Source organism: Salinispora vitiensis, from assembly GCF_000378825.1.
Taxonomy (GTDB): domain Bacteria; phylum Actinomycetota; class Actinomycetes; order Mycobacteriales; family Micromonosporaceae; genus Micromonospora; species Micromonospora vitiensis.
This window is the reverse complement of sequence record NZ_KB900388.1, coordinates 521803-537753: the sequence shown is the minus strand read 5'-3', so window position 1 is coordinate 537753 and position 15951 is coordinate 521803. Positions and strand designations below refer to the sequence as shown.

General features: G+C 69.5%; 16 protein-coding genes, 1 tRNA gene and 1 pseudogene. 7 read left to right on the top strand and 11 right to left on the bottom strand.

What is annotated here, in order from left to right:
* Positions 1–14: 14 nt before the first annotated feature.
* The 6 genes and pseudogenes from SALPAC2_RS28145 to SALPAC2_RS0102555 all read left to right on the top strand — a co-directional run.
* Positions 15–122 (top strand): annotated as a pseudogene (locus tag SALPAC2_RS28145) (RRQRL motif-containing zinc-binding protein); the annotation flags it as partial.
* The gene (locus tag SALPAC2_RS0102575; RefSeq protein WP_018215065.1) at positions 122–958 is read left to right on the top strand and encodes a DUF2637 domain-containing protein; all 837 of its coding nucleotides are present in this window, start codon (positions 122–124) and stop codon (positions 956–958) included. The pseudogene SALPAC2_RS28145 and the gene SALPAC2_RS0102575, both read left to right, overlap by 1 nt.
* On the top strand, positions 955–1218 hold the full coding sequence (locus tag SALPAC2_RS0102570; protein ID WP_018215064.1) for a hypothetical protein: 264 nt from the start codon (positions 955–957) through the stop codon (positions 1216–1218). Before SALPAC2_RS0102575 ends, SALPAC2_RS0102570 begins: the two co-directional genes overlap by 4 nt.
* Entirely contained in the window at positions 1218–3005 is a 1788-nt protein-coding gene (locus tag SALPAC2_RS0102565) for a replication initiator (RefSeq protein WP_018215063.1), read from the top strand. Before SALPAC2_RS0102570 ends, SALPAC2_RS0102565 begins: the two co-directional genes overlap by 1 nt.
* A 25-nt stretch (positions 3006–3030) precedes the next feature.
* Complete coding sequence (locus SALPAC2_RS0102560; RefSeq protein WP_018215062.1) at positions 3031–3249, top strand: helix-turn-helix domain-containing protein; 219 nt, start codon at positions 3031–3033, stop codon at positions 3247–3249.
* Positions 3246–4379: a site-specific integrase gene (locus SALPAC2_RS0102555; RefSeq protein WP_018215061.1), complete on the top strand. Its 1134-nt coding sequence runs from the start codon at positions 3246–3248 to the stop codon at positions 4377–4379. Before SALPAC2_RS0102560 ends, SALPAC2_RS0102555 begins: the two co-directional genes overlap by 4 nt.
* Positions 4380–4448: 69 nt before the next feature.
* On the opposite strand, the gene SALPAC2_RS0102550 is transcribed toward SALPAC2_RS0102555, so the two are convergent.
* From SALPAC2_RS0102550 to ald, 9 genes are all read right to left on the bottom strand, one after another.
* A tRNA-Pro gene (locus SALPAC2_RS0102550) sits at positions 4449–4522 on the bottom strand.
* A gap of 128 nt (positions 4523–4650) precedes the next feature.
* On the bottom strand, positions 4651–6054 hold the full coding sequence (gene der / locus SALPAC2_RS0102545) for a ribosome biogenesis GTPase Der (protein ID WP_018215060.1): 1404 nt from the start codon (positions 6052–6054) through the stop codon (positions 4651–4653).
* Complete coding sequence (cmk, locus tag SALPAC2_RS0102540) at positions 6051–6734, bottom strand: (d)CMP kinase (RefSeq protein ID WP_018215059.1); 684 nt, start codon at positions 6732–6734, stop codon at positions 6051–6053. Before cmk ends, der begins: the two co-directional genes overlap by 4 nt.
* A 172-nt stretch (positions 6735–6906) precedes the next feature.
* A complete protein-coding gene (locus tag SALPAC2_RS0102535) occupies positions 6907–7677 on the bottom strand; it encodes a pseudouridine synthase (RefSeq protein WP_018215058.1) in 771 nt (256 codons plus the stop codon).
* Positions 7664–8488 carry an SMC-Scp complex subunit ScpB gene (gene scpB / locus SALPAC2_RS0102530; RefSeq protein ID WP_026184339.1) on the bottom strand — a complete coding sequence of 275 codons (825 nt, stop codon included), beginning with the start codon at positions 8486–8488 and terminating at the stop codon, positions 7664–7666. The genes SALPAC2_RS0102535 and scpB overlap by 14 nt, the downstream gene beginning before the upstream one ends.
* The gene (locus tag SALPAC2_RS0102525) at positions 8481–9524 is read right to left on the bottom strand and encodes a segregation and condensation protein A (RefSeq protein WP_018215056.1); all 1044 of its coding nucleotides are present in this window, start codon (positions 9522–9524) and stop codon (positions 8481–8483) included. The genes scpB and SALPAC2_RS0102525 overlap by 8 nt, the downstream gene beginning before the upstream one ends.
* A 44-nt stretch (positions 9525–9568) precedes the next feature.
* Complete coding sequence (locus SALPAC2_RS0102520; protein WP_018215055.1) at positions 9569–10492, bottom strand: ParA family protein; 924 nt, start codon at positions 10490–10492, stop codon at positions 9569–9571.
* Positions 10493–10660: 168 nt separating this feature from the next.
* Positions 10661–11680, bottom strand: coding sequence for a site-specific tyrosine recombinase XerD (locus SALPAC2_RS0102515; RefSeq protein WP_026184338.1), 1020 nt, complete (start codon positions 11678–11680; stop codon positions 10661–10663).
* On the bottom strand, positions 11677–12792 hold the full coding sequence (gene ald / locus SALPAC2_RS0102510; protein WP_026184337.1) for an alanine dehydrogenase: 1116 nt from the start codon (positions 12790–12792) through the stop codon (positions 11677–11679). Before ald ends, SALPAC2_RS0102515 begins: the two co-directional genes overlap by 4 nt.
* Before the next feature lie 254 nt (positions 12793–13046).
* Here ald and SALPAC2_RS28280 point away from each other — a divergent pair, with 254 nt between their 5' ends.
* Positions 13047–13418 carry a TM2 domain-containing protein gene (locus SALPAC2_RS28280; RefSeq protein ID WP_018215051.1) on the top strand — a complete coding sequence of 124 codons (372 nt, stop codon included), beginning with the start codon at positions 13047–13049 and terminating at the stop codon, positions 13416–13418.
* A 57-nt stretch (positions 13419–13475) separates the two neighbouring features.
* On the opposite strand, the gene SALPAC2_RS0102500 is transcribed toward SALPAC2_RS28280, so the two are convergent.
* Entirely contained in the window at positions 13476–14081 is a 606-nt protein-coding gene (locus SALPAC2_RS0102500; RefSeq protein WP_026184336.1) for an NUDIX domain-containing protein, read from the bottom strand.
* Entirely contained in the window at positions 14078–15820 is a 1743-nt protein-coding gene (locus tag SALPAC2_RS0102495) for a CTP synthase (protein WP_026184335.1), read from the bottom strand. The genes SALPAC2_RS0102500 and SALPAC2_RS0102495 overlap by 4 nt, the downstream gene beginning before the upstream one ends.
* Between the last annotated feature and the right edge of the window lie 131 nt (positions 15821–15951).

Here is a 15951-nt window from a genome sequence, read left to right as displayed (position 1 = left end):
ACTTCGGTCACCACAAAGCCCTGCGCGCTCGGCGGACCTGCCGGCACTGCCACCAGGTCAAGGACTACTACATCCCCCGCCGTTTCGGCTGCTGCCTCGACTGCCACGAAGGGAGCTACTGATGCCCACGGACTCGACCACCTTCACTGAACAGTTCGCCGCTGAATACGCCCGCAACGCGGTACCGACCATGCTCAAAGCGATCGGCGTGATCAAGCGCTACAACCGGTTCGTTCTACTCGGGGCGTTGCTGACCAGCTACCTGCACCAGGCCCACTACCTGTGGACCCAAAACGCCGGCTACTTCGCCTACCTGGTGCCACTGATCTTCGACGCCGCCATGGTGTCCATGCTCACCGTCGTTCGCACCGCCGGTATCGCCCGCGACGCCAAACGCGGAGCCATGGTCGTCTTCGCCGGTGCCGCCCTGCTGTCGGCCACCATCAACTTCGCCTCACCCGGCAGCCTCGCCCTCCGCGCGGTCTTCGCCCTGGTGGTCGTCCTCGTCATCGGCGTCGAACTCGTCGCCGGACGTATCCGACCGGACTTCGCCGCCATCGAAGCCGAAGCCTCCGCCCTACTCACCGCCGCCCGCGACCTCGCGGCCAAAAACCACCACAACACCCCACCCGCCGAACTGGCGGACAACCCCGGCCAGCTCGTCAACGAACCGCCGGCCCCGGCCACCACACCGACACCCCGCCCGGCCGCCCCACCAACGATCAACCCGCAACCAGCCACCCCACCGACACCGGAGGCGGTCAGCGTCCCCGATCACATGCTGCCCATGGCCCGGTTCGCCGCCGTGCAGCACGAACAGGCCACCGGTAACCCGATTACCCCGGCCGAGCTGGCCGACCGGCTCGATGTCACCCCGGCCACCGCCGGCGGCCTCCTCGCCGCCCTCAACCCCACCCCCATCAACGGACACCACGTCCTTACCGGTGATGCCCGATGACCATCGTCCTGGTCGACATCACGCACACCACTCACACCTGCCCCGCCCACCACCAGCCACATCCTTACGACACCCGCCGCACCGTCATCGACATCACCCCCGGCGGCCCCTGCCGCGCACCGGTCACCATCCGCTGCGGCAACACCACCGTCCAAGTCCCGTGTCACCGACACGAGCCGGCAACACGCCAATGCGGCGCCTGCCGGACCATCGTCACCGAACACACCATCACCACCCGCCCCCACGAGGTGGGCGCTTGATGGCATCGACGCTGGACCTCACACCCCGCGCTACCGCCCGGGGTGTGGGCTCGAACGCCGACACCGCCCCGCCGGTCTACGGCTACACCGCCGCCGGCTCCGCCTTCCTGCGCGCCACCCAACCCGACTACTACGGCTGGCTCGAACACGTCCGCGCCGCCGGAGCCTGCACCCGCCCCATCCGCCTCACCGGCAACCTCTACACCGTCGAGCAGTCGACCGGCCGTGTGCTCGACCAGCGGCACACCGACACCATGCCCGACGCCGCCATCTACACCGCCTGCGGCAACCGCCGCGCCACCATCTGCCCCTCCTGCGCCCACACCTACCAACGCGACGCCTACCAACTCCTGCGCTCCGGCCTCGTCGGCGGCAAAGGCATCCCCGAAACCGTCGCCGCTCACCCGGCCGTGTTCGCCACCTTCACCGCACCATCCTTCGGCACCGTCCACACCCGCGTCATCCGCAAGCACACCTGCGCCAACCGGCGACGCTGCGACTGCCGGCCCGAACCCTGCCACGCCCGACGCGACCACGGACTATGCCCCCACAACCGGCCCGCCGTCTGCTGGGCCCGCCACGAACCCGACGACACAGCACTCGGCCGGCCGCTGTGCCTGGACTGCTACGACCACGACCACCAGGTCGTCTGGAACATCTTCTCGGGCGAGCTCTGGCACCGCACCAAACAAGCCGCCCAACGACACCTCGCCAAACTCGCCCAGCGCCGCGGTATCCCCCGCGTCGAGGTCGTCACCGCCACCGGCAAAACCCGCACGGTCCCACCGGTACGGCTCTCACCCGGCAAAGTCGCCGAACTCCAGGCACGCGGAGCGGTCCACTTCCACGCCATCGCCCGCCTCGACGGCGTTGACGGCCAGGACCCCGACGCCATCGTGCCCCCACCTGCCGGCATCACCACCACCGACCTCATCGACGCCCTCCACCACGCTGCCGCACACATCGCCTTCGATACCCCCACACACCCCGACCGGACCGACGGATGGCCGATCACCTGGGGCGAGCAGGTCGACGTCCGCCCTATCACCACCGGCAACGTCGGTGACGTCACCGACGGCATGGTCGCCGGCTACCTTGCCAAGTACGCCACTAAAAGCACCGAGGCCACCGGGCACACCTCCACCCGCCTCACCACAGATTCGATCGGCGACTACGCCGACCCAGATGGCGACCACACCGCCCGCCTCATCGACGCCTGCTGGCGCATCGGCCGACCCACCCACACCCCCACGCCCCTGTCCACGCGGCCCCGCGACCCCCGACCCACACCCCACTTCATCGACCGCTGGCAGTGCCCCGACTGCGGCACCCACACCCGCTACCCCGCCTGCCCCACCTGCGTCGCCCACCGTCAAGCCACCCTTGACACCGAACACGCCAACAGGCCACCGGCCACCAACCCCTACGCCCGGCTACGGCGATGGGCGCACATGCTCGGCTACGGCGGCCACTTCCTCACCAAAGGTCGCCGCTACTCGGTCACGTTCCGGCTCCTCCGCGACACCCGCATCACCTACCGCCGCCACGAACACCACCAGGCCTACGAACACACCAACACGCCCGGCACCGCCGACAACCTCCACGACCACACGAACCTGATCGTCGGCACCCTCACCTTCATCGGCGTCGGCTGGCACACCACCGGAGACGCCCTACTCGCCAACACCGCCGCCGCCCTCGCCCGCGAACGACGCAACATCGGCCGCGAAGAACTCACCCACGAACACGCAAATTCCTCGGTTGATGTCGTATCGGCCGCCGCATAAAACCGAACTGAGAAAGGATTGCCGATTGACCACCACCACCCTCAACAGCCCGATCAAGGCTCTGTATCGCATCCCCGACGCCATGTCCCTACTCAGCCTGTCCCGCTCTGTGATCTACGAACAGATCCGCGCCGGGCGCCTGCGCACCGTCCAGCAAGGCCGCACCCGCCTCGTCCCCGCCGCCGCGATCACCGCCTACGTCGACCTACTCGAACAGGAAGCCACGGAAGGAGACACCCGATGACCGCCCGCCGCGCCCGAGGAGAAGGCGGCCTGCACTGGGACGAAACCCGGCAACGCTGGATCGCCACCATCACCGTCGGCTACACCCCAGCCGGCAAACGCATCGTGCGCAAAGGCAGCGGCAAAACCAAAACCGAAGCCCGCACAAAACTACGAGAGAAGATCCGCGACTACGAAGACGGTCTCGCCTTAGTCCAGGACGGGCACACCGTGGCCGATGCACTCAACGACTGGCTCACCTACGGACTCACCCAGCAGTCTGAAAACACCAAGTCGAACTACACCACCCTCGTGCGCTCCCACATCATCAGCGACCTTGGAGCGAGGAAGCTGCGGGACCTCAGCGCTACCGACGTGGACCGCTGGCTCCTGGTCAAGTCCCACCACCTGAGCACCCGCACCCTGCGGCTGCTCCATTCCTTGCTGAATCGCGCGGTCAACCGTGCAATGGCGCGAGACAAGGTCAAACGTAACGTGGTAGCTCTCTGCGCCGTTCCGACTGGCCGCAGCGGACGACCATCAAAGTCGCTCACCTTCGACCAGGCCCTGGCGCTCCTGGTTGCCGCCGAGGGCAGTTCCCTGCACGCCTACATCGTGCTTTCTCTTCTGACGGGCGCACGCACCGAAGAACTCCGTGCCCTCACCTGGGCACGCGTTGACCTGGCGGGCGACCCGGACCGCAACCCACCAACGCCACCAGCCATCCAGGTCTGGCGCTCGGTCCGCGTCGACGGAGACACCAAGACCAAGAAGTCCCGCCGCACACTGGCTTTGCCAGCCCGGTGCGTTAGCGCCCTCACCGCCCACCATGAACGCCAGGGCCGGCCTGATGCTGACTGCCTCGTCTTCGCCTCCACCGCCGGCACAGCCCTCGACCGGCACAATGTTCTTCGGGCCTTTCGCCCGGTCGTCGCCAAAGCGGACCTTGATCCGCGCGACTGGACCCCACGCGAGCTACGACACAGCTTCGTGTCCCTGCTGTCCGACAGCGGCATGAGCATCGAACAGATCGCCGACCTCTGTGGGCACTCTGGCACGACCGTCACCGAGGGCGTATACCGGCACCAGCTCAGACCGGTGCTCTTAAGCGGCGCGATCACCATGGACCGGCTCTTCGGCGCTGAGGCATAGTCACTCAGTTAGTCACCCAGCCATAAGCAAAGGGCACATCCATCAATTGGATGTGCCCTTTGAACTGCGTCGGGACGGCCGGATTCGAACCGACGACCCCTTGACCCCCAGTCAAGTGCGCTACCAAGCTGCGCCACGTCCCGATGCTTTCGCCGGCTTCCCCGCGACAGCCGGTATAGCCTACCGCACGATCTTTCCGTTGCCCGTATCCACCCCTCCGTGCCAGCACCCGCCCTCCCGGGCCAGGCCGGGAGGGCGGGTGGGCTGACGGTTAGCCGTGGGCCTTGCCGCGACCGCCGGGCCCGACCTTCTTGCGGGGGCGGACGGAAATCTCGATCGGGCTGCCCTCGAAGCCGAACTCCTCCCGGAGTTTGCGCTCCACGAATCGCTGGTAGCCCGCGTCAAGTGGGCCCGTGGTGAACAGTACGAACCGTGGCGGCGCCGCTCCCGCCTGGGTGGCGAAGAGAATCTTCGGTGCCCGTCCCCCACGCACCGGGTGCGGGGTGGCCTGCACCAGCGCGGTGAGCCACGCGTTGAGCTGTGCTGTCGGTACCCGGGTCTCCCAGCTGGCCAACGCCCGCCGGAGCGCGGGGGCGAGCTTGTCCACCGCGCGTCCGGTCCGGGCGGAGAGGTTCAGCCGAATGGCCCAGGGAATGCGGCGCAGTTCCCGCTCGATCTCCCGGTCCAGGTAGTACCGACGGTCGGCGTCCACCAGGTCCCACTTGTTGAAGGCGATGACCAGGGCCCGGCCGGCATCGGTGACCATCGACAGGATTCGCTGGTCCTGTTCACTGATGACCTCGCTGGCGTCGAGCAGGACCACCGCAACCTCGGCGGCCTCGATCGCCGAGGCGGTACGCAGGCTCGCGTAGTACTCGGTTCCGCTGGCCTGTCCGACCCGCTTGCGCAGGCCGGCGGTGTCGACAAGCTGCCAGGCCTCGCCGCCGATCTCGACCAGGCTGTCCACCGGGTCGACGGTGGTGCCGGCGACCGCGTCAACGACGGCCCGGATCTCCCCGGAGAAGCGGTTGAGGAGGCTGGACTTGCCGACGTTGGGCCGGCCGACGAGGGCAACCCGGCGGGGGCCACGCGGACGGTCCTCGACGATCTTGGGTGCTTCCGGTAGCCGGTCCAGGATGAGGTCGAGCAGTTCGCCGGCGCCCCGGCCGTGCAGGGCCGAAATCGGATACGGCTCCCCCAAGCCGAGCGACCAGAGCGCGGAGGCCTCCATCTCGATGGAGCTGTTGTCGGCCTTGTTCGCCACCAGGATCACGGGCTTGGCGCTGCGGCGCAGCATCTTCACTGCCGCCTCGTCCACGTCGGTGGCGCCCACCACCGCGTCGACCACGAACAGGACCACGTCGGCGGTGGTGATGGCCGACTCCGCCTGGGCGGCGATGGCGGCGGCACGGTCCTTCGCATCGGGCTCCCAGCCGCCGGTGTCGACGACGGCGAACTGTCGGCCGTTCCACTGCGCGTCGTATGGAACCCGGTCCCGAGTCACCCCGGGTACGTCCTCGACGACCGCCTGCCGACGCCCGATCAGTCGGTTAACCAACGTCGATTTTCCCACGTTGGGCCGGCCAACCACGGCCACCACCGGCTGCGGGGCGGTGGCTTCCTCGGCGTCGGGTTCAGGTCCGTCCCACCCCACCCAACCGGTTGGCTCGTTCATCGCCCCACGCCCCGCTCGGCCAGCATCTCCTGCAGGCGCGCGACGACCTCGTCAATGCCGAGTTCGGTGGTGTCCAGCACCACGGCGTCCGGGGCTTGCGTCATCGGGTCGGCCTTGCGAGTCGAGTCCAACCGGTCCCGGCGGGCCAGGTCGGCGGCGGTCTGACCCGCGTCGGTGGCGTCCTCGGCGCTGCGTCGGGCTGCCCGGGCGGCCTCGGACGCGGTCAGGTAGACCTTCAGATCAGCGTTTGGGGCTACTACCGCACCGATATCGCGCCCCTCGATCACGATCCGACCGGCGGTGGCGGCGAGGTCCCGCTGCCGGTTGACGAGCATCGAGCGGACCGCCGGTACGGCGGCCACGGCCGAGACAGCCCCGGTCACCTCGGGTCCACGGATCTCCCCCTCGATGGGTACGCCGTCGGCGGTCACGCCGTATCCCTCGGGATCGGTGCCGATGCCGAGCTCGGTTTCCCCGGCGACCTTGGCCACAGCCGACGGGTCGGCTAGGTCAACTCCGGAGCGGAGGACCGCCCAGGTGACCGCCCGGTACATCGCGCCGGTGTCGAGGTAGCGGGCGCCCAGGGCGATCGCGAGTCGCCGGGAAACGGTGGACTTACCCGAACCGGACGGCCCATCCACAGCGACCACGCAGCGCCCGGTCCGTACGTTTTCCTCCACCGCAGTCCTCCTCAGTCCGTACCTCGCGGGTCCACACCCGCGAGCGGTGTCTGCCCGCCGACAATCATGCCTGGCACGGTGCGCTCCCCTGGTGCCGCACCTCCGGGAGCGACCGCCCTCGCGCAGCGGGCCGCACGGAGCCTACCGGCTGCGGTACCCGCCACCGCCGCCGTCAGTCGCCGACGGCCTTGAACAGCGCAGCGACCTCCGCGTTGGTGAGCCGACGGGTGCGTCCGGCGCGGAGGTCCCCGAGCCGGATCGGCCCGATCGAGGTACGCACCAGCCGGGATACCGGGTGGCCGACGGCGTCGAACAGGCGCCGTACGATGTGCTTGCGTCCTTCGTGCAGGGTTACCTCCACCTGGGCGGTTTTGCCCAGCGTGTCCACCACCCGGAACGCATCCACCGTGGCGGGACCGTCGGTCAGCTCGACGCCGGCGGCGAGGCGCCGGCCCAGCGACCGCGGGATCGGGCCGGACACCTCACACAGGTACGTCTTGGGCACCCCGTAGGAGGGGTGCATGAGCCGATGCGCGAGCGTGCCGTCGTTGGTGAGTAGCAGCAGGCCCTCGCTGTCCGCGTCGAGGCGTCCGACGTGGTAGACCCGCTCTTCCACCCGGTTGCCGAGGAAGTCGGCGAGGGCGGTCCGGCCCTTCTCGTCCGCCATGGTGGAGACGACGCCCCGGGGCTTGTTCATGGCGAGGTAGACCAGACGGACGTCGGCTTGGAGGCGCTCACCGTTGACGTAGATGGTGTCGGAGGTCGGATCCGCCCGGTCACCGAGCTGGGCGACCCGGCCGTTCACTGTCACCCGCCGCCGGAAGATCAGGTCTTCGCAGGCACGTCGAGATCCGACACCGGCGGCGGCGAGCACCTTCTGGAGGCGTTCCGGGCCGGTGTAGACGGGCGCGTCGGGTTTCGGGGCGCGGTTATCGCGAGGCATCGGCGAGGTCTTCCACATCGTCGGGGAGGAACGGAGCGAGCGGCGGCAGGTCGGTGATGCTGTCCAAGCCGAGCTTCTCCAGGAACAGGGTGGTGGTCCGGTAGAGGTGGGCACCGGTTTCCGGTTCGGTGCCGCACTCCTCCACCAGCCCGCGAGAGAACAGGGTACGGATCACCCCGTCGCAGTTCACACCGCGGATGGCGGAGATCCGGGATCGGGTCACCGGCTGCTTGTAGGAGACCACGGCCAGGGTCTCCAGCGCGGCCTGAGTCAGCCGCACGGTCTGGCCGTCGAGGACGAACCGCTCCACGTAGCCGGCGTACTCCGGCCGGGTGTACAGGCGCCACCCGCCGGCCGCTCGACGCAGCTCGAAGCCGTGTCCGCGGGCGGTGTAGTCGGTGGAGATGGCGTGCAGCGTCGCCCGAACCCGTTCGAGCGGCTGCTCCAGCACGTCGGCGAGGGTCGTCTCGGCGACCGGCTCGTCCACGACCAGGAGGATCGCTTCCAGGGCGCCGCGTAGCTCGGCGTCGTCGAGCACCGGCGCGGGGGGTGGCGCCGGCCCCCGTTGGCGGGACCGCCCCCGGCCGGGTACAGATTCCCGCCCAGCACCAGCCGATTCTCCGGGTACGGCGACGGCGCGGCCATTCGCAGCGGCACCGGGCGGTTCGGCGTCGGGTTCTCCCCCGCTCGGCGCGGTAGCGGCCTGTGCCTCTTCGACTGGTTTGGCCGATGTCTCGCGGTGGCGTTGCCATGGCGGGATCCACGCGGCGGCCTGGTCGGCCAGGGAGTCCCCGTGTTCCTCGTCACCCATCTCGCTCGTCCTCTGTCGTAGCCGGCCTTCCGCCGGGTTGCGCCGATCCTGCCGGGTACGACCTGGTCGCCGGGAGTGGCATTGCCTCCCCCGGCCCGGAGTCGACCGGCCCGGAGTCGACCGGCGGAGGGTCGGCCGGCCCGGCCCCGTCGGACCCGGCGGTGGGGAGCGTCCCCGCGTACTCGTCGACTTCCAGGTCACCACCGCCGTCGACGGGACCGGTCCAGCGTACGGTCAGCTCCTCCAGGGCCTCTTCCTGGGCGAAGGCGACCAGCCCTTCCCGGTAGAGTTCCAGCAGGGCGAGGAAGCGGGCCACCACCTCGAGGAGGGCCTCGCAATCCGCACAGAGCCCGGTGAACGTGGCCGTGCCGGCCCGGCGTAACCGCTCGGCGATGATCTCGGCGTGTTCCCGGACGCTGACCCGGACCTGGTGCACGTGCGCGATGGACACCTCGGGCGGCGGTTTCGGGGTGAACACCCGGACAGCCAGGTCCCGTAGCCGCTGCGGGCCGATGCCGAACACCAGGTCGGGCAGGGCCTGCGCGTACCGTGGTTCCAGCGTCACCGCCCGCGGGTACCGCCGCCCGCCGATCTCCTCGAGCGCCGCGATGTGCGCCGCCGCCTCCTTGTACGCCTTGTACTGCAGCAGCCGCGCGAAGAGCAGATCCCGGGCTTCCAGCAGGGCCAGGTCCGCCTCGTCCTCGACCTCGGCCGCGGGTAGCAACCGGGCCGCTTTGAGATCGAGCAGAGTCGCGGCGACGAGCAGGAACTCGCTGGTCTCGTCCAGATCCCAGTGCTCACCCATTGCCCGCAGGTAGGCGATGAACTCGTCGGTGACCTGGTGTAACGCCACCTCGGTGACGTCCAGCTTGTGCTTACTGATCAGTTGCAGCAGCAGGTCGAACGGGCCGGTGAAGTTGGCCAACCGAACGGTGAAGCCGCTGGTCTCCTCCCCGCCGCTGGCGGTGGTACCGGCCTCGGAGGGTGCGGGCTGGTCGAGGGGCGGTGCGGTCACCGGCAAACCGTAGTCCACCACCTGGGCGCCCCACTCCCGGTATACCGCTCCGCCTGGCTGCCGGTCTACCGCTCCGCCTGGGCGGCGATCACCTCGCGGGCGAGTTGCCGGTAGTTACGCGCGCCGGAGGAGGCCGGGTCGAGGGTGGTGATCGGTGCCCCGGCGACGGTGGACTCGGGGAACTTCACGGTCTTGGTGATCACCGTCTGGTAGACCTTGTCGCCGAAAGCCTCGACCACCCGCTGCAGCACCTGGCGACAGTGGGTGGTGCGGCTGTCATACATGGTGGCGAGGATGCCTTCAAGCTCCAGGTCGAAGTTGAGTCGCTCGCGAACCTTGTCGATTGTGTCCAGCAGCAGTGCCACGCCGCGGAGGCTGAAGAACTCGCACTCCAATGGGATGAGCACACCGTGGGAAACGGTCAACGCGTTGATCGCCAGTAGACCCAGGGAGGGCTGGCAGTCAATCAGGATGAAGTCGTATTCCTTGCGGATGCTCTTCAGCACCCGCGCCAGCGCCATCTCCCGGGCGACCTCGTTGACCAGCTGGATCTCGGCAGCGGAGAGGTCAATATTGGCCGGAAGCAGGTGCAGACCTGCCACGTCGGTCTTGATCAGCACGTCGTCGCAGGTAACGTCGTCCTGCATGAGGAGGTTGTAGACCGACAGGTCGAGGTTGTGCGGGTTGACTCCCAGACCGACCGAGAGGGCGCCCTGCGGGTCGAAATCGACCAGCAGCACCCGGCGGCCGTACTCGGCCAGCGCGGCGCCCAGGTTGATGGTCGTGGTGGTCTTGCCGACGCCGCCCTTCTGGTTCGCCATCGCGATGATGCGGGCGGGGCCGTGCCGATCGGTCGGCATCGGCTCGGGGATCGGCTTCCGCGTGGTGTACGCGGCCGGATCTGCCGGACCCAGGTCATTGCCGAGTGTGGACTGCTGCTCGCGGAGCTCCGACGTCCAGGTCTCGGCACGGCCACCGTCGCCAACCATGTCTTCGTTGCCCCCTCCCGACGACCACACCGGCGTCGGAGCCGACCGACGTCCTTCGCGACGCCGTCGCGAATCCTGGCCGCGTCACTTCCGCCAGGTCCGCGCCGAACCTGACTGTACGCCACCGACGAGCAGGCCGCTCAGCACCGGTCCGGCGTGTCACGCCCCTCAACCGAGCGCCCGCGGGTGGGCGGTCGCGTACACCTCCCGTAGCCGTTCGACGGTGACCAGCGTGTAAACCTGGGTGGTGGTGACCGAGGCGTGGCCGAGTAGTTCCTGCACGACGCGCACGTCGGCGCCGCCGTCGAGCAGGTGGGTGGCGTAGGAGTGCCGCAGCGTGTGTGGGGAGACCGCCTGCGGCCCGATATCCGGCAGGCCGGCTCGCCGGGCGGCGCCGCGCAGGATGGCCCAGGCGCCCTGGCGGGACAACGGGCCGCCGCGGGAGTTGAGGAAGACCGCCGGGGTGCCTCGGCCGGCGGCGGCGAGGCCGGGGCGGGCGCGCACCAGGTAGGCGTGCAGCGCAGCCACGGCGTACCCGCCGATCGGGACCAGCCGGTGCCGCCCGCCCTTACCTCGCAGCAGTACCGCACCGGCGTCGGTGTCGAGGTCGTCAACGGCGGCGCCGACCGCCTCGGAGATCCGCGCGCCGGTGCCGTACAGGAACTCCAACAGCGCCCGGTCCCGCAACCCGAGCGGCGCCTCCGCACCGCCGGCGGAGACCGCACCGCCGGCGGAGACCGGACCGGCGGCGGCCTCCAACAACCGGATCACGTCGTTAACCGGCAGCGCCCGGGGCAACCGGCGGGGCGGTGCGGGTGGGCGGACCTCACGGCTCGGGTCGGCCCCGGTCAGGCCCTCGCGCAGTGCGAAGCGGTGCAGACCGCGTACGGCGCTGACGGCCCGGGCCGCGGAGGAGGCCGCGAGGGGCGGGTGTTCCTCGTCCCCGACGCGCAGCCGGGCCACATGGGCTTCCACCTGGCCCGGGGCGACCGACGCCAGGTCGGTCACCCCGCTCGACGTGAGCGTGTCGAGATAGCGGGCCAGATCCCGCCGGTACGAGGCGAGGGTGTTCGCCGCGAGTCCCCGCTCGACGGCGAGGTGGTCCAGGTAGCCGCGGACGGCGCGGCGTAGGGCCGGCGCGGGAGCCGGTCCGGCCTCGGCCGCCGTGGTTTCCTCGCCGCCGGTCAGGCCAGCACCTCGGCCAACGGCAGGGTGGCCATGCCGTGCGCGTCGGCGACCGGGCCGTAGACGACCTGACCATCGTGGGTGTTCAGGCCCAACGCGAGCGCGGGGTCCCGACGCAGTGCATCCCGCCAACCGAAGTTGGCCAGCTCCAGGGCGTACGGCAGGGTCACGTTGGTCAGCGCGTAGGTGCTGGTGTGTGGCACCGCCCCGGGCATGTTCGCCACGCAGTAGAAGACGGAGTTGTGCACCGGGTACGTAGGTTCGGCGTGGGTGGTGGGATGCGAGTCCTCGAAGCAGCCCCCCTGATCGATGGAGATGTCGACCAGCAGGCTGCCCGGTTTCATCCGGGCGATCAGCTCGTTCGAGATCAGGGTCGGTGCCTTGGCGCCGGGCACCAGCACCGCGCCGATGACCAGGTCCGCGTCCACCACCGCCCGTTCGATCTCGTACGCGTTGGAGGCGACCGTCTGCAGGTGCCCTCGGTAGATCGCGTCGGCCTGCCGCAGTCGGGCCACATTCTTGTCCAGCAGCAGCACCTCAGCCTGGAGGCCGAGCGCGATGGCGGCGGCGTTCATCCCGGAGACGCCGGCACCGATCACCACGGTCTTCGCCGCGTACACGCCGGAGACGCCGCCCATCAGTACGCCGCGTCCACCGCCCTGGGCCTGTAGGTGGTAGGCGCCGACCTGCGGGGCGAGCCGCCCGGCCACCTCGGACATCGGGGCGAGTAGGGGCAGCGACTGGTCGGGCAGTTCGACGGTCTCGTACGCGATGGCGGTGACCCCGCGGTCCAGCAGCGCGTCGGTGCACTCCTTGGAGGCGGCTAGGTGCAGGTAGGTGAAGAGAACCTGGCCCGGCCGCATCCGGTGGTACTCCTCCGCGACCGGCTCCTTGACCTTCAGTACCAGCTCGGCGCTCTCCCACACCTCGTCCGCGGTGGGGAGGATCGTGGCACCGGCGGCGGTGAACTCCTCGTCGCTGGTGCTGGAGCCGACGCCGGCGCCGGACTCGACGAAGACCTGATGGCCGGCGCGGACGAACTCGTTGACGCCCGCTGGCGTGATCGCCACTCGGTACTCGTGATTCTTGATCTCCCGCGGGATGCCGACCTTCACGATGCAGACCCCCTTCTCCAGGGCTGCTCGCCCCGGCTGCTCGGCGCCCACGGCGGCTCCGTTGCCGCAGTGCTCAGGCCCCGCCGGCGGCAGTCTAGGCCGGAGTCGACCGTCAGGGAGCCAGCACTGTGATATGTCGTCGGCGCTCCCGCTGACGATGTGTCAGGCGGCGTGGCCGGTACTCGGCAGTAGTCCGCTTCACTTCCACCGGACCGGGTTGAAGGGGCCGCCGGTGGATCACTATCCTGCCGCTCATGACTCACCCCAATCCCCAGCCCGAACAACCGGGTCACCAGCCCGGACAACCGGGCTGGCCCGGACAACCGGGATACCAGCCCGGACAACCGGGCTGGCCCGGACAACCGGGATACCAGCCCGGACAACCGGGCTGGTCCGGACACCCGGGCTGGTCCGACAAAAGTAAGCTCGTCGCGGGCCTCCTGCAGATCCTGCTCGGCGGCTTCGGCATCGGCCGCTTCTACATGGGCGACACCAAAACCGGCGTGCTCCAGATCATCGTCACCCTGGTGACGTGCGGCGTTGGCAGCCTATGGGGTTTTGTCGACGGCATCCTGATCCTGGTGAACGGTGGCGTTGACGCCTACGGCCGGCCGCTGCGCGACTGACCCAACCTCACCGTACGTGAAGGGGGGCCGCGAGCGGCCCCCCTTTCACGTACGGGTTCAACGCGGCAGTGGTGTCCCGGCCCGACGCAGCGCCGTCCAGCCCTCGTCCCGAGCGCGAGCGGCGGCGAGCAGCCCGGCCACCGTCGCGGCGTTGGTGATTCCCCCGGCCAGAACCATCTCCACCGCCTCGTCTAGGGCAACCCGGACGATCTGAAGATCGGCTTCTTCCTCGGACCGGCCGTGTCGTCGGCCGACCGGCACCTCGGTGAGCTCGCGGGCCAGGAACACCCGGACCAGTTCATTGGTGAACCCGGGTGAGCTGTGCACATCGACCAGGACATCGAGCCGACCGGCGTGCAGGTCAGCCTCCTCGGCCAGTTCCCGGCCGGCGGCAGCCGCCGGGTCCTCGCCCGCGACGTCCAGCAGGCCGGCCGGCAGCTCCCATAGGTGCCGGCCGACCGGATGCCGATACTGCCGGATCAGCACCACCCGACCGGCCTCGTCCAGGGCCACCACCGATACCGCGCCGGGGTGTCGGGCACAGTCCCGCAGGGCGGTGCCGCCACCGGGCATGGTCACCTCGTCGGTGACCACATCGAAGATCCGACCCCGGTACCGCTCGACGCGCGAACGCACCTGGTAACGGTGCCCTGCCGTGCTCACGAGGTCGAAGTCGCCTGCGCCGTGGAGGTCCCGCCGTTGCTGGCTGCCGTCGTCGCCGTACCGTCCAGGTCGACCGGGAGCTGATCAGCCTGCGAGTACTCGAGCGCCGCCGCCACGAAGGACGCGAACAGCGGGTGCGGGCGGGTCGGACGGCTCTTCAGCTCCGGGTGCGCCTGGGTGGCCACGAAGAACGGGTGCAGGTCGCGATCCAGTTCGACGAACTCGACCAGCCGCCCGTCCGGCGAGGTCCCCGAGATGTGCAGGCCCGCCTTGGTGAGCAGATCACGGTAGGCGTTGTTCACCTCGTACCGGTGCCGGTGCCGCTCGCTGACCTCGGTGCTGCCGTACGCCTCGGCGACGATCGACCCCTCGGTGAGCACCGCCGGCCAGGCCCCGAGCCGCATGGTGCCACCGAGGTCGCCCCGGCCCGCCACGATGTCCTCCTGGTCGGCCATGGTGGCGATGACCGGATGCGTGGCCTCCCCGTCGAACTCCAGCGAGTTCGCACCGTCCAGCCCAGCGAGGTGGCGGGCCACCTCAATGGTCATGCACTGGAGGCCGAGGCAGAGGCCGAGCAGCGGAACGCCGTTCTCCCGGGCGTGCCGGGCGGCACCGACCTTGCCCTCGATACCGCGGACGCCGAACCCGCCCGGGATGACGACACCGTCAACGCCGGCCAGGGCGGCCGCGGCACCGGCCGAGGTGACACATTCGTCGCTGGGCACCCACTTCAGCCGTACCCGGGCCCGGTGCCCGAAGCCGGCGGCACGGATGGCCTCACTCACCGACAGGTACGCGTCGGGCAGGTCAACGTACTTACCCACGAGCGCGACGGTGATCGTGTGCCGGGGCTGGTGCACCCGCTCCAGCAGGTCGTCCCAGCGCGCCCAGGCCACGTCCCGGAAGGAGAGGCCAAGCCGACGCACCACGTACGCGTCGAGGCCCTCCCGGTGCAGCACCTTCGGGATGTCGTAGATGCTGGGTGCGTCCGCGGCGGCGGTGACCGCCTCCAGGTCGACGTCGCAGTAGAGGGCGAGCTTCTGCTTGACCTTGTCCGGGATTTCCCGGTCGCAGCGCAGTACCAGTGCGTCCGGCTGGATGCCGATGCTGCGCAGCTGCGCGACCGAATGCTGGGTGGGCTTGGTCTTCAGCTCGCCCGACGGCGCCAGGTATGGCACCAGCGAGACGTGCAGGTAGAAACAATTGTCCCGGCCCAGATCGTGACGGATCTGCCGGATCGCCTCCAGGAACGGCAGCGACTCGATGTCGCCGACGGTCCCGCCGACCTCGGTGATGACGACGTCCGGCACCTGGCCCTCGCCGTCCGGTTCGGCCATGCCGAGCACCCGCGACTTGATTTCGTTGGTGATGTGCGGGATGACCTGGACGGTGTCCCCCAGGTACTCGCCGCGCCGCTCCTTGGCGATCACGTCCGAGTAGATCTGCCCGGTGGTGACGTTGGCTTTCCCGGACAGGTCCCGGTCGAGGAACCGCTCGTAGTGCCCGACATCGAGATCGGTCTCGGCGCCGTCCTCGGTGATGAAAACCTCACCGTGCTGGAACGGATTCATCGTCCCCGGATCCACGTTGAGGTAGGGGTCGAGCTTCTGCATCACCACACGCATGCCACGCGCGGTGAGCAGGCTGCCGAGGCTGGAGGCGGTCAGGCCCTTACCCAACGAGGAGGCCACGCCCCCGGTGACGAAAATGTGCCTGGTCGTCTGTACTGAAGGGGCCAAGGCCTGCTCCCGTGTCGTCTGTCGCGGTCGTGCAGACCGCCGTGCCGATCAGCAGAGTGATCACGCGATCCACGGGATTCCACGCTAACACCCCACCTGGTCCCGCCGCCCGGCGCACCCGCCGGTGGCAT

Bases quoted from the DNA above. Each gene is read 5' to 3' on its own strand.
- SALPAC2_RS0102575 (WP_018215065.1), top strand. From the start codon at position 122: ATGCCCACGGACTCGACCACCTTCACTGAACAGTTCGCCGCTGAATAC.
- SALPAC2_RS0102570 (WP_018215064.1), top strand. From the start codon at position 955: ATGACCATCGTCCTGGTCGACATCACGCACACCACTCACACCTGCCCC.
- SALPAC2_RS0102565 (WP_018215063.1), top strand. From the start codon at position 1,218: ATGGCATCGACGCTGGACCTCACACCCCGCGCTACCGCCCGGGGTGTG.
- SALPAC2_RS0102555 (WP_018215061.1), top strand. From the start codon at position 3,246: ATGACCGCCCGCCGCGCCCGAGGAGAAGGCGGCCTGCACTGGGACGAA.
- der (WP_018215060.1), bottom strand. From the start codon at position 6,054: ATGAACGAGCCAACCGGTTGGGTGGGGTGGGACGGACCTGAACCCGAC.
- SALPAC2_RS0102535 (WP_018215058.1), bottom strand. From the start codon at position 7,677: ATGCCTCGCGATAACCGCGCCCCGAAACCCGACGCGCCCGTCTACACC.
- scpB (WP_026184339.1), bottom strand. From the start codon at position 8,488: ATGGGTGACGAGGAACACGGGGACTCCCTGGCCGACCAGGCCGCCGCG.
- SALPAC2_RS0102520 (WP_018215055.1), bottom strand. From the start codon at position 10,492: ATGGTTGGCGACGGTGGCCGTGCCGAGACCTGGACGTCGGAGCTCCGC.
- SALPAC2_RS28280 (WP_018215051.1), top strand. From the start codon at position 13,047: ATGACTCACCCCAATCCCCAGCCCGAACAACCGGGTCACCAGCCCGGA.